We start from the raw sequence: 13497 nt of genomic DNA, 5'->3' as shown, positions 1-13497 counted from the left end.
CGCCTGCTGCTCCGGCAGCTCCGGCCGCTTCGAGGACGATGATGAGTTCGGTCGTGACTTTGATCCGTTGCGGGACTGAGTTGTCCTGTCTGATTTCTTGTTCTGGGGGTTGCTGTGGCGAATCCGTTGGTGGCTGAGCGTGAGGACTCGACGCAGTCGTTCAGCGGTATCCAGATCGCGGAGTCGGTCGCCGACACGCAGAAGGCGATCGAGTCCGGTGATTGGGCCGGGGGCGTGCTGGGCGCGGTCGGAACTGGACTGGACGCGCTGGGCATGGCGCTGGACCCGTTCGGTGCGATCTTCTCCGCGGGTGTCGGCTGGTTGATCGAGCACGTCGGTCCGGTCTCGGACGCCCTGGACTCGCTGACCGGCGATCCGGATGAGATCAAGGCGCACTCGGAGACGTGGAAGAACGTCTCGGCCGAGCTCGAAGCCATCAACACCGAGATGAAAGACCTGGTCAAGGCTGACACGGCCAGCTGGCTGGGCGATGCCGGTGACGCTTACCGCAAGCGCAGCGAGGACACCGCGAACCTGATCGCCGCGGCCAAGTCCGCCGCCGACGGCGCAGCCGACGGCATCGGCACCGCGGGCGAGGTCGTCGCGGCGGTGCGCACGCTGGTGCGCGACATCATCGCCGAACTCGTCGGCCACCTGATCAGCTGGGCGCTGCAGGTCGTCTGCACGCTGGGCATCGCCCTGGCCTGGGTGGTGCCCCAGGTCGTCGCCGAGGTCGCCAAGGTCGCGGCCAAGATCGCCGACATCACCACCAAGCTCATCCAGGCCATGAAGAAGCTCTCGCCCCTGCTCAAGAAGCTCGGCGACTCCTTCGGAGACACCAAGACGGCCCTCGACAAGATCAAGGCCGACAACACCAAGAACGACGGCCCGGCGTCGACGAACGCGCAGAGCGCTGACGGTTCCGGTTCGAAGGGCGATGGAAACGCCGGAAGCGGCAGCAAGGGCGAAGGGCTCAAGGACGAAGGCGGCAAGGGCGACGGTGCCGGGTCACCCGGACCGGCAGGAACCAGGTCGCAGAACGCGGATCGGCCGACCAACAAGCCGAACAACCCTCGTGATTGGGCCCAGAAACAAGACGGTCGCTGCACGGACACGACCGAACCGGTCGATCTCGCCACGGGTGAGATGGTGATGGTCGAGACCGATTTGGAGATCTTGAGCTCGCTGAGCCTGGTACTGGAGCGGATGTACGTCTCGTCGTACCGCGCTGGCCGTTGGTTCGGTGCGGGCTGGTCGTCGACGCTCGATCAGCGGCTGGAAGTTGACGACGAGCACGTCTGCTACTTCTCGCCGGACGGCATGATCCTGGTCTACCCGTTGCCGTCGGTAGCTGCGGAAGAATTGCCGATCGAGGGCCCGCGTTGGCCCCTGCGCGTGCGGGACGACGGCGGTTACAGCATCGCGAAGACACAGGAAGTTCTGCATTTCCGCAGGTTGGGCAAGTTCGAACGGGTGCTGCCGCTCATCGCGGTCGAGGGTGCCGAAGGCCGCCGGATCGATGTCGAGCCGCGGCGGTTCGGCCCTCCCAAGGCGTTGCAACACTCCGACGGGTACCGCGTGGAGATCGACAGCGCGAACGAGCGGGTCACGGCTGTTCGCGTTCTCGACCCGGCCAATAACCTGAACGTTGTGGCCATGAGCTACGGGTATGACGAGAAGGGACGACTCGCCGAGGTCATCAACTCTTCAGGCAAGGCGCTGAAGTACCTGTACGACGATGCGGGCAGGCTCACCGAGTGGCAGGACCGCAACGGTTTCTGGTTCCGCTACGTCTACGACGAGAATGGTCGTTGTGTCCGGACCGTCGGGCAAGAGGGCTACTTCGACTCCGTCTTCACCTACAGCGGAAACGTGACCACGTACAAGGATTCCTTGGGTGGTGTCAAAGAATTCGAGTTCAACGATCGGAAGCAGATCGTTCGGCAGATGGACGCGCTGGGCAACATCACCCGGTCGGCGTGGGACCGCTACGACCGGCTCCTGTCTCGTACGGACCCGCTGGGACGGACAACGCGGTACGAGTACGACAGGCTGGGGCGGCCCAGCGAGATCACACGCGCGGACGGAAGTGTTGTTCGCCTAGTCCTCGCGGATGATGGCACCGTTGAATCGATCGCGGTGAACGACGGTGAACGCACCTGGAACCGCCACTACCGGCGGGGTGAGCGACCGGACCCGTTCGGCGGGAAGATCGGGCTGGCAGCGGAGCTCCATCTCGACACCCATGCATCCGGCCAAGCAGGCGCGGGTGAGCCAAGTGCCGGCGAGGTCAATTCGCCTCACCTGACCCGTGATCTCTTCGGGCGGATCACCGAGTCGGCTACGGCCGACGGTGAGCGCAGCCGGCACGGCTGGACCGTGGAGGGGCGTCCGCTGTGGCAGCAGGACGCTCGCGGTGGTAGGCAGCAGTGGCGTTATGACCCGGAAGGCAACCAGATTGCCAGGGTCAATGCGCTGGGAGCGACCACAGCGAGCGAGTACGGCCCGTTCGGCGTGGTGCTGGCCGATGTCGACGCAACCGGGGCGCGCACGGTGCGCACCTATGACACTGAGCTAAAGCTGATCTCAGTCACCAATCCTCAGGGGCAGACCTGGAGCTACACCTACGATCTCGCGGGTCGAGTGGTGGAAGAGCGGGACTACGACGGCCGGGTCCTCCGGTACGGCTACGACGCGGCCGGTCAGCTGGTGACCTCGTTCAATGGTGTGGGTGAGACGACCGAGTTCACCTACGACGTGCTTGGGAACCTGGTCGAATGGCGCGCACCGTCGGGGCCCACCACCTACGCCTATTCGCCAGTCGGCAACCTGGTGCGAGCGGCCTGCGGGGACGCGATTCTCGTGCGTGAATGGGATGATCAGGGGCGAATCACAGCTGAGCGAACCAATGACCGCTCGATCGTATTCAGCTACGACGATGCCAACAACGCCGTGCGGCGAACTACGCCGTCGGGCGCGGAAAGCGTGTGGTCCTACGACGAGAGCGGCTCTCCTCGTGAGTTGATCCTTGGTGCTCACGCGATCGAGTTCGAATACGACGGAGCTCGCCGTGAGATCGCGAGGTCGATCGACAACTCGGCGAAGCTCGTTCACGAGTACGACGCGAATCTGCTCGTCTCTCAGGTGCTCACCCCCCGGTCCGGACGGGACGTCATGCGACGTCGATTCGAGTACCGGGCTGACGGAAACCTCGTTGGCCGGACTGACGACCTGTTCGGTCAGGCTCGGTTCGAGCTTGATTCCGCGGGGCGTGTGGTCGAGGTGGTCGCTCCAGGCCGGAGAGAGCAATACTCCTACGACGGGTTGGCCAACGTCGTCGCTGCGGATGGGCTTGCCAGCGCGGAGTCTGGAACTCGGCGCTACCAGGGCAACACGCTGGTCGAGGCCGGTTCTGTGGGTTACCGGTACGACTCGCAAGGCAGGATGGTCCTTCGTTCCGTCCGAAACGAAGGAAACTGGCGTTACGAATGGGATTCCTACGATCGCTTGGTCGCTGTGACGGCTGCTGATGGCACGGTGTGGCGCTACCGGTACGACGCGCTCGGTCGCCGGATCGCCAAGCAGCGAATGGCTCCCGGCACTGCGGGGGCCCCGCCCGTTGTCGCAGAGCAGACCGAGTTCGTGTGGGACGGAGGCACGCTGGTCGAGCAGCTGCACACCTACGCGCAGGGGAACTGGCACGTGGTCACATGGGAATACCACCCTGATACCGAAGTTGTCGTTGCGCAGCTGGAGCGACTCGGTGCGGCTGAAGTTTTCCACTTCGTAGTCACCGACTCGCTCGGAACGCCCACTGACCTCGTGACCGCCGACGGGACCCTCACGTGGCACAACGAGACGAGTCTGTGGGGCAACACGCTGCCCGATCCGCGGGCGAGGGCCACCACCCCGCTGCGGTTCCCCGGACAGTACGCAGACGTGGAAACCGGTCTGAACTACAACGTTTACCGGTACTACGACCCTGCGACGGGCCGCTACCTCAGTCAGGATCCGCTCGGTCTGGCACCGGGCCCCAACCCCGTGGCTTATGTGTCGAACCCCAACAGGGAAACCGACCCCCTCGGACTCATGTGCCCGCAAAGCGGCGGGAAGAGGCCGGCTCAGACCGGGGCAACCGGTAATCAAGCCGGGAACGTCAGAGGCGGGAAGTCAGGCAAACCGAACAAGAGTGAGAACGTGGATCATCCGGATCTGGGGTTGAACCAGGGCAACGTCATCCCGGGCAAGTCCAGCACCTCACACACGATCACCCTCCCGGACGGGAGCGAGCACAAGATCATCAGCACGCCGATGAGCAAGATCGAGGGATATCACGGCATCAAGCCGGAGCACTACGACAGCGTCCTCGACGGGGGTGTGCATCGACCGGACACCGGCACTGGGGGGAATACCGATGCCGACTGGAAGGCCTGGTACCTAGCCGAAGACTCGGGCGGTGCGGGTAACAACAGCTTCAGTGAGAGCACCGGTAAACCAGGCGCTGTCCTCAAGTACGAGACTCCGCCGGCGAATGGTCCGATGACCTTGCACTCGGTGCCCCAGGAACTCGTCGATACCACCAGCGGAAAGAACAGCGATGCGATGTCGGCGCTGAAAGATCATTTCGGCATCGGGCAGGACAAGCCGCTGATGGACGGGTTGGCAGCACAGAACGGTGCCATCCGGACGAGCGATGGTGTGATGAACGAGCTGATCGTGCCTTGGGACAAGGCCAACGGGGGGAAGGTGGAAGTGGCGGGGTATCCAGACGCGATGGACCCCGAGACGATCTCGGACAAGCCTGGGCGGGGAAGTGGGCTCATGGGAAGGGTCTAGGTCGTCAACTGAGAGAGTCACCGCGGTCTCGAGTTCAAGGACTGAGCTGGAGGGTGGCCGACGGTCGGATGTCGCCGGGACTCCGATCGTTTCAAACGGGTCATGAACGCAGTCCTCTCGCGGGCTAAGTCGACGCCGCCGATGGTGGAGCGTGCTTTCCGGCGTCCGGAGCGCCCTGACGGAGCGGATCTTGTTCGAAGGGATTCGCAGAACGGGTGAGAACTCGAATATCGCCCCTCAGACCTCGGCGGCCAGCTTCACGCCGAGGCCGACCAGGACCGTTGCTGTGACGCGGTCCATCCAGCGGCGGACTCGTTCCTTCTGCAGGAAGGCTCTGGCTCGCCCGGCCATCCAGACCAGGCCGGGGAGCCAGAGCAGACCGACGGTGAGGTGGATGGTGACGAGGAGGGCGCCCCAGGCCGAGGCGGTCGGGCCCGTGGGGAGGAACTGGGGTAGCAGGCTCATGTAGAAGACGCCGACCTTGGGGTTGAGCAGGTTGGTCATCAGGCCTGCGCGGAAGGCGGAACGCCCGGCCGGGACCTGAACGTCTTCGCTGGCCGGTTTCCTGTTTCGGGGCAACGTCTTCCACAGCGCGGTCGCGCCGAGCCAGATGAGGTAGGCGGCGCCGAGGGTGCGGACCACGTTGTAGGCCACCTCGGACGCCGTGAGCAGTGCCGTCAGGCCGACGATGCTGGCCGTGCCCCAGACGAGGCAGCCCGTCGTGATCCCGAGGACGGCGGTCAGGCCCGCTTTGCGGCCTCCGAGGAGGGCGTGGCGCAGGGCGAGCATCGTGTCCAAGCCCGGTGTGATCACGGCGAGGACCGCGACGACGGTGAACCCCCACAGCGCTGCGCTCGTCATGCCCTCTCCCGCAGATCGTCCGGACGGTGTCCTCGGGGAGTGCATCACGTCGGCGGTGCGCGGCGAGGGAGATCTCGAACACCCGGGCAAGGGGCGGTTTTGGTCTGAACCGTCCATGATCGATGTCGTTCTCGTCGGGTCGGTTCGGACCAAAACCGCCGACGTGTGAGCGCTGCGCCCGAGTTCGCTCAGGTTGCCCCGATCTCGACTGCTCTTACGCTCGTACGCGGACCGCTGGATCGAGATTGTGGAGGATTTCTCTCATGGGTGATCTCGCTAGCAAGCTGGACAAGGCTTACGAGGGCAAGAGCGTTGCGGAGCTGGCCGACGCGCCGGTGGCCGCGTTGCAAGGTGTCAGCGACTCCGATGCCGAACACCTCAACTCGGCCTTCGGCGTCAAGACCGTGCGCGACCTCGGCACGAACAAGTACTTCCTGTGGGCCCAGTCGATCGCCAAGCTGGCGGAGTAGCCGGGAGCCCGAAGCGCGGGGGTTGATCTTCGAGGGGACCAACCCCCACTTGCTTTACCTGGGGCGATGCGCCCCCAGCAGGACTCGAACCTGCGACCTAAGGATTAGAAGTCCTTTGCTCTATCCGGCTGAGCTATGGGGGCCGTTTGGTGGGCGGTATGCCCGACGTTGTGCAGCAAGCAGGGTAGCGGTCGGCCGCATCGCTTGTGGGATCTAGGCGGCAACGTTGCCGAGCCGGTACCTAACGGCAAGCTTTTCGACAACCGGCAAGCGGGCTACGCCGGGGGCAGTTTTTGCAGCGCCGCGGTGGTCAGCCCGAAGAGCCGGTCGGCGGTGTCCGCTGCTGAGGCGTCCTTGAGCGACAGCATCGTCAGCAGCGATCTGTCCGATCGGATCGCCGTCGCCGCCGTGCACGTCTGGTAGTCCGTCACTGGTTCGCAGTACAGCCAGCTGGAGTAACCCCGCACGTCCACTTCGACGCCGCGCGGCTGGCGCTGGGCGATCGACGGGAACGGCTCGTGGAAGCCGGCGGCGGCCGTGTTGTCCGGGTGGCCGCCGAGCAGGTGCGCGCACGCGCCCGGCACCGGGTTGCCCGGGTGCGGTGGCCCCGCCACGCCACCGACGGGGACCAGGTCCTCGGGGGAGAGCAGGGTGCACGGGTCGACGTCGCCGCGCGGCGACGGGATGCGGGGTGGTTGCGCGATCGCCGAGCGCGTCTGCGGCGTCTCGGGATGTTCCTGGAACCCCGCCGCGGGGATGGGGCTGCCCACCACGGTGGTCGAACAGCCGTTCAGCGCCGATCCGCCGATCAGGACGCACAGCGCGAGCACCCGCGGTAGGCGGTGACGGACATTCGGCACGGGATAACCGTAGCGGCGCGGAGTGCGCGAGACCACGCCCAGGTGCGCCATCCTGACCGGTGAAGCCGATACGTGGGCCGTTACGCTCGGTGTGTGCCATCCGAGTCCGTCGCCGAACCGAATTCCAGGCGCAGTGCTTCCGGCACGGTCGGCGTGCTGGTCTTCACCGCAGGGGTGCTCGCGGCGCTGATCGCCGCCGCCCTGACCACGCTGTCCGCCGGAGCCAACTACGCCCTGCTCGGACTGCCCGACCCGGGTCCCGTGACCCAGTACGGGCTGCCGGTGGTGCGGGTCATCGCCGAGACCGGGTCCGTGGTGGCCATCGGTTCGCTGCTGCTGGCGTCCTTCGGCATCCCCGCCAACCGCTCCGGCGCGCTGCTCGCCGACGGCTACGCGGCGGTGCGCACGGCCGGCTGGGCCGCTTCGGCCTGGTTCGTCGGTGCCGCCCTGATGGTGCCGTTCATCTGCGCGGACGCCACCGGGCGCCCGGTGAACGAGGTGCTCAGCGCCGACGTCCTGTTCGGCCTGATCGACGCGCTCGAGGAGGCCAAGGCCTGGGCGCTGACCGCGGTGATCGCGTTCCTCGTCGCGCTGGCGTGCCGGATCGTGCTGTCGTGGGGCTGGACCGTGGTGACCTTCGCGCTCGGCCTGGCCGGGCTGCTGCCGGTCATCGCCACCGGTCACTCCGCCAGCGGCGGCGCGCACGACATCGCCACCAACAGCTTGCTGTTCCACCTGGTCGGAGCCGTGCTGTGGGTGGGCGGGCTGATCGCCCTGATCGCCCACGCCGCCCGCGGCGGAGCGCACCTCCCGCTGGTCGCCCGCCGGTTCTCGGTGATCGCTCTGGTCAGCTGGATCGCCATGGCCGTGTCCGGGGTGATCAACGCGCTGGTGCGGGTCACGCCGGAGCAGCTGTTCGGCTCCACCTACGGACTCCTGGTGCTGCTCAAGGTCGCCGGTCTGCTGGTGCTCGGCGCGTTCGGATACGTGCAGCGCAACAAGGTCGTCGCCCGGCTGGAGGCGGGCTCCTCGGGCTTGCTGCGGCTCGGCGCCGTCGAGGTGCTGATCATGTTCGCCACGCTCGGCGTCGCGGTCGCGCTCGGCCGCACCCCGCCGCCCGGCGGCTACACCACCGTGCCCAGCCGCACCGAGCTGATCATCGGCTACACGCTCGACGCGCCGCCGGACACCCTGCGGCTGCTGTTCGACTTCCGCTTCGACCTCGTCTACGGCACGTTGGCGCTGGTCCTGGCCGGCCTCTACCTGTGGGGAGTGCTGCGGCTCAGGGCCCGGGGCGACGAGTGGCCGGTCGGCCGCACCCTCGCCTGGCTGTGCGGCTGCCTGACGATCCTGGTCGCCACCTCCGCCGGTGTCGGCCGCTACGCGCCCGCCGTGTTCAGCGTGCACATGGGGCAGCACATGTTGCTGTCCATGCTCGCCCCGGTCTTCCTGGTGCTGGGTGGACCGACCTCGCTGGCGCTGCGCGTGCTCAAGCCCGCCGGGAAGGGGATGCCCGCCGGGCCCCGCGAGTGGCTGGTGGCGTTCGTCAACTCGCCGCTGACCCGCGCCCTCACCCACCCGATCGTCGCGCTCGTGCTGTTCGTGGGCTCGTTCTACGCGCTGTACTTCACCGGCCTGTTCGACCTGGCGCTGAGCCAGCACTGGGCGCACCTGGCGATGAACGCGCACTTCCTGCTGGTCGGCTACGTCTTCTACTGGCCGGTCATCGGCATCGACCCGTCGCCGCGCCAGCTGCCTCCCCTCGGCAAGGTCGGCATGGTCTTCGCCTCGATGCCCTTCCACGCCTTCTTCGGCATCGCGCTGATGATGTCCGCCAAGCCCATCGGCGGGGACTTCTACCGCAGCCTCGACCTGCCGTGGCTGACCGACCTGCTCGCCGACCAGCGGCTCGGCGGCGGTCTGGCGTGGGCGTCCGGTGAGGTGCCGCTGGTCGTGGTGATGCTGGCGCTGCTGATCCAGTGGTCCCGGGCGGACGACCGGCAGGCGCGGCGGATCGATCGCAAAGCCGACAAGGACGGTGACGCCGATCTCACCGCCTACAACGAGATGCTCAAGCGCCTGGCTGATCAGGACTCGCCGCGCGGCTGAACACCCGGCCATCGCCCGTTCGGGTTCCGGGGGCCCGCATGCGCGGCGCCGTGTGGGACGCAACTACGATTCGTGCCATGGCCGAGTTCATTTACACCATGAAAAACGTGCGCAAGACGCATGGTGACAAGGTCATCCTCGACAACGCGACCATCCAGTTCTACCCGGGCGCCAAGATCGGCGTCGTCGGGCCGAACGGGGCTGGCAAGTCGACCGTGCTGCGCATCATGGCGGGACTCGACCAGCCGAACAACGGTGAAGCGTTCCTGTCGCCGGGTTACACCGTGGGCATCATGCAGCAGGAACCCCCGTTGAACGAGGAGAAGACGGTCCTCGGCAACGTCGAGGAGGGCGTCGGCGAGATCAAGGTGAAGCTCAACCGCTTCAACGAGATCGCCGAACAGCTCGCGACCGACTACTCCGACGAGTTGATGGAGGAGATGGGCAAGCTCCAGGAGGACCTGGACCACGCCGACGCGTGGGAACTGGACTCCCAGCTGGAGCAGGCGATGGACGCGCTGCGCTGCCCGCCGCCGGACGCCGAGGTGACGCACCTCTCCGGTGGTGAGCGACGGCGAGTCGCCCTGTGCAAGCTGCTGCTGAGCAAGCCCGACCTGTTGCTGCTCGACGAGCCCACCAACCACCTCGACGCCGAGAGCGTGCTCTGGCTGGAGCAGTTCCTGGCCAACTACCCGGGTGCCGTCCTCGCCGTGACGCACGACAGGTACTTCCTGGACAACGTCGCCGGCTGGATCCTGGAGCTCGACCGCGGTCGCACCTACCCCTACGAGGGCAACTACTCCACCTACCTGGAGAAGAAGCAGGAGCGCCTCGCGGTCCAGGGCAAGCGGGACGCCAAGCTGCAGAAGCGCCTCAAGGACGAGCTGGAGTGGGTCCGCTCCAACGCCAAGGCCAAGCAGACCAAGTCGCGCGCCCGTCTGTCGCGCTACGAGGAGATGGCCAACGAGGCGGAGAAGACCCGCAAGCTCGACTTCGAGGAGATCCAGATCCCGCCGGGCCCGCGCCTGGGCAACACGGTGGTCGAGGTCGAACACCTCAAGAAGGGCTTCGACGAGCTGCTGATCGACGACCTGTCGTTCAGCCTGCCGCGCAACGGCATCGTCGGTGTCATCGGCCCGAACGGCGTCGGCAAGACCACGCTGTTCAAGACCATCGTCGGACTCGAGGAGCCCGACAGCGGCACGGTCAAGGTCGGCGACACCGTCAAGCTGTCCTACGTGGACCAGAACCGCGCGAACATCGACCCGAACAAGAACGTCTGGGAGGTCGTGTCCGACGGTCTGGACTTCATCCAGGTCGGCCAGGTCGAGATGCCCTCGCGCGCCTACGTCAGCGCGTTCGGCTTCAAGGGACCGGACCAGCAGAAGCCTGCGGGCGTGCTCTCCGGTGGTGAGCGCAACCGGCTGAACCTGGCCCTGACGCTCAAGTCCGGCGGCAACCTGATCCTGCTGGACGAGCCGACGAACGACCTGGACGTCGAGACCCTGGGCTCGCTGGAGAACGCGCTCGAGCAGTTCCCCGGCTGCGCGGTGGTCATCTCCCACGACCGCTGGTTCCTGGACCGCGTCGCCACGCACATCCTCGCGTGGGAGGGAGATGACGAGAACCCGGCCAAGTGGTTCTGGTTCGAAGGTAACTTCGAGGGGTACGAGCAGAACAAGATCGAGCGGTTGGGCGCCGACGCAGCCCGCCCGCACCGTGTTACCCATCGCAAGTTGACCCGCGGCTGAACGGAGGCGCCTTGGCGAGCGTGGCCGCTGTGGCAGAGCCCAGCTCGGTGGAAGGGTTGCTCGACACCGCGTGGCAGATGCGGTGGAGAGTCCCGGAACTGGCATTGGTGCTCAGCGACAGAGCGGTCGCGTTCGCCAGGCGCACCGGCGACCGAGGCGCGCGGTTGCGCGCCGAGGCGCTGGCCCTGTTCGCCGCCAACCGGCTGGGACGCGGCGTCTCGGCCACCGGCCGGGCGCTCGCCGCCGTCCGCGACGCCGAGGCGTCGGGCGGTGACGTCCTGACCCTGCTGCGCATCGAGCTCGGCTGGTGCGCGGTCAGCGCGGGCAGCCACGAGGTGGCCGTCCGCATCCTGCGCCGCGAACTGGCGCAGGAGCGGGTCGAACCCACCGTCCGCGCGCACGCTCTGCTGGCGCTGGCCTCGGCGCTGCCCGCCCATCAGGACGTCGACGAGCGCAGCCAGGCCCTCGACGAGGCCGAGCGCCTCTACGCCGACTGCGACGCCGACCAGGACCTCACCCGCGTGCTCAAGGCGCGCGTGTGGGTGGTCCGGGCCGCGCACTGCCGCAGGCTCGGCGAGTTCGGCGAGGCCGTCGCCGCCACCGACGCGGGGCTGGAGCTGCTGCGGCGGCTCAGCGACCCGGAGGCCGAAGCCGGCGAGATCCAGACCCGGTTGCTGCTGGAACGCGTGCACGCCCTGCTCGACCAGGGGCATCGCGTCGAAGCCGTCGAGACCAGCCAGGCCGTGCTCGCCGAACCCGTGCGCGCGGCCGCCGCCGGACCCACCGGGTGGCTCGGGCTGGCCCTGGCCACCCGCGTGCACCTGCCGGCCGGGGACCACGGGGCAGCCCTGCGGGTGCTGGCCGAGACCGCCGCGATCTCCGAGCGGCACAAGCTGGACGGGTTGCTCGCCGAGGCGCTCAACGCTCTTTCCCGCGCGCACGAGCGCGTGGAGGAGATCTCCGACGCGTTGCAGGCGCTGCGCGGTGCCTACTCCGCCGACCGGCGGTGGCGGGCGACCGTGCACAACGCGCGGGTCAGCCTGCTCAGCGCGTACCCGGCGGAGACCGACGCGCCGCGCGGTCGGCGGGCGGCCGCCGTGGCGGCGGTGCCCGAGCCCGTCGCTGCCGCGCCCGTGGCCGCTGAGCGCGTCGCGGTCGCACCGGTCGAACCCGTCGTTCCCGAGCCCGTCGAGCCCGAGCCCGTCGCTCCCGTGGCGGCTGCTCCCGTCGTCCCCGAACCCTTCGTCGCCGAACCTGTCGTCGCCGAACGGGTCGAGCCCGTCGTCCCCGAGCCCGAACCTGAACCTGCTGAACCCGTCGTGACCGGCCATGACGAGGTCGCCGCTGCCGAACCGGCCGCGCCCGAACCGGCCGCGTACGAGCCGGTCCAGCACGCACCGATCCAGCCTGAACCGGCCGCGCCCGAACCGGTCCGGCCCGAACCGGCCGCTGCCGAGCCGGTCCAGCCCGAACCCGTCGTTCCCGAACCGGCTGCGCTCAGGCGTGGCGGTTACGCCGAGGCCCACGACGCGGCTCGGCTGCTGATGGAGGCGCTGACCAGCCGCGCGGCGGAGGAGACCGAGGCCGCCGCCCCCGCCGAGGACGAGGCCACCGCCGAGCAGCGGTCGATGCCCGAGCCGCGGGTGGCGTTCGGCGCGGTGTCGCCGAGCGAGATGTTCGGCTCCGGCCCGGAGGAACCGGCCGCGGAGGAGCCGCAGCGCTCCACCGGTGCCTGGTGGCCTTCCAGCGAGTCCGAGCAGACCCGTCACGCCGCCGAGGACCCCGAGTTCGACGCCGACCACGAGTCCGGTGGCTACGAGGACGACTACGGCGACGACGACCCGGCGCAGCGGTGGAACGGTGATCCGCTGGCGGCGGCGGCCGACAGCCTGCGGCGCATCACCGAGACCCACGGTCGCCGCGGGCACGAGCCGGAGCCTGAGCCTGCGACCCCGCCGCACGGTTTCCTGGTCCAGGAGCCGCCCGAGGAGATCCCGGAGCAGGCCGCTCACGAGGAGCCGCAGGGCGGGCGGCGGTCCCGGGGCAAGTCGCTGGCCGAGATCCGCGCCGAGCTCCAGTTGCCCGCCGATCACCAGCCCTCCCGGCGCCGCGCCCGGCACGCCGATCCCGATCCGCTCGCCGCGTTCCAGCCGGAGCAGGCGGTTCCGGAGCCCGAGCCTCCGGCTCCCGCGCCGTCGGCGACGACGGCCGAGGACACCGACCCCGGCTTCCGGTTCAGCGCCCCGGAGCCCGACCCCGTGCCGCCGGAGCCGAGCGCGGACGCGAGCCTGGCGGACCTGCTCGCCGACGCGCTCATGGCCTACAACGCCGGCCGCACCGACGAAGCGAAGCAGCAGGTCAGCGAAGGCATCGCTGCCATAGGGTATGGCAGCGATCACAATTCTGGTTACGGTGAGCCGGGCTACGGCGACAGCTACAGCGACAGCGATTCGAAACACACCGATCACGACATCGGCGGTGAGGCCGGGCGCAAGCGTCATCAGTCCACAGAGGATGATCAACGAACGGGCTTCGGAGCCCGCCACCGCGCACCCGGATTCGGTAGTGCGGCAGCGGATCCGTTGCTCTGAGAAACCTCGTGGACATCGA

7 protein-coding genes and 1 tRNA gene are annotated in these 13497 nt (G+C 68.0%); 5 read left to right on the top strand and 3 right to left on the bottom strand.

From position 1 onward, the window contains the following. Positions 1 to 129: 129 nt before the first annotated feature. A complete protein-coding gene (locus AB0J78_RS29315) occupies positions 130 to 4836 on the top strand; it encodes an RHS repeat-associated core domain-containing protein (RefSeq protein WP_363794574.1) in 4707 nt (1568 codons plus the stop codon). A gap of 237 nt (positions 4837 to 5073) precedes the next feature. Here AB0J78_RS29315 and AB0J78_RS29310 read toward each other — a convergent pair whose 3' ends face one another. Beyond that, on the bottom strand, positions 5074 to 5697 hold the full coding sequence (locus AB0J78_RS29310; RefSeq protein ID WP_363794572.1) for a LysE family translocator: 624 nt from the start codon (positions 5695 to 5697) through the stop codon (positions 5074 to 5076). Positions 5698 to 5960: 263 nt separating this feature from the next. Between AB0J78_RS29310 and AB0J78_RS29305 the strand changes: the two genes are divergently transcribed. Beyond that, the gene (locus AB0J78_RS29305) at positions 5961 to 6167 is read left to right on the top strand and encodes a hypothetical protein (RefSeq protein WP_363794570.1); all 207 of its coding nucleotides are present in this window, start codon (positions 5961 to 5963) and stop codon (positions 6165 to 6167) included. A gap of 69 nt (positions 6168 to 6236) precedes the next feature. Here the strand turns inward: AB0J78_RS29305 and AB0J78_RS29300 are convergent. Next, positions 6237 to 6310 (bottom strand) — tRNA-Arg (locus AB0J78_RS29300). 132 nt (positions 6311 to 6442) lie between these two features. After that, positions 6443 to 7027, bottom strand: coding sequence for a DUF3558 domain-containing protein (locus AB0J78_RS29295; protein ID WP_363794568.1), 585 nt, complete (start codon positions 7025 to 7027; stop codon positions 6443 to 6445). A gap of 153 nt (positions 7028 to 7180) precedes the next feature. Here AB0J78_RS29295 and AB0J78_RS29290 point away from each other — a divergent pair, with 153 nt between their 5' ends. The 3 genes from AB0J78_RS29290 (at position 7181) to AB0J78_RS29280 (ending at position 13478) form a co-directional block, all read left to right on the top strand. Beyond that, positions 7181 to 9136 (top strand): cytochrome c oxidase assembly protein, encoded by a 1956-nt coding sequence (locus tag AB0J78_RS29290; RefSeq protein WP_363794661.1) that lies wholly within the window; start codon positions 7181 to 7183, stop codon positions 9134 to 9136. A gap of 77 nt (positions 9137 to 9213) precedes the next feature. Beyond that, the gene (ettA, locus tag AB0J78_RS29285; protein ID WP_363794566.1) at positions 9214 to 10887 is read left to right on the top strand and encodes an energy-dependent translational throttle protein EttA; all 1674 of its coding nucleotides are present in this window, start codon (positions 9214 to 9216) and stop codon (positions 10885 to 10887) included. Positions 10888 to 10916: 29 nt separating this feature from the next. After that, positions 10917 to 13478, top strand: coding sequence for a hypothetical protein (locus tag AB0J78_RS29280; RefSeq protein WP_363794564.1), 2562 nt, complete (start codon positions 10917 to 10919; stop codon positions 13476 to 13478). Positions 13479 to 13497 lie beyond the last annotated feature (19 nt).

Origin of the sequence: Saccharopolyspora sp. NPDC049426 (assembly GCF_040676935.1) — a bacterium.
Taxonomy (GTDB): Bacteria; Actinomycetota; Actinomycetes; order Mycobacteriales; family Pseudonocardiaceae; genus Saccharopolyspora.
The sequence above is the reverse complement of the archived record's forward strand: the minus strand, read 5'-3'. Positions and strand labels throughout refer to the sequence as shown.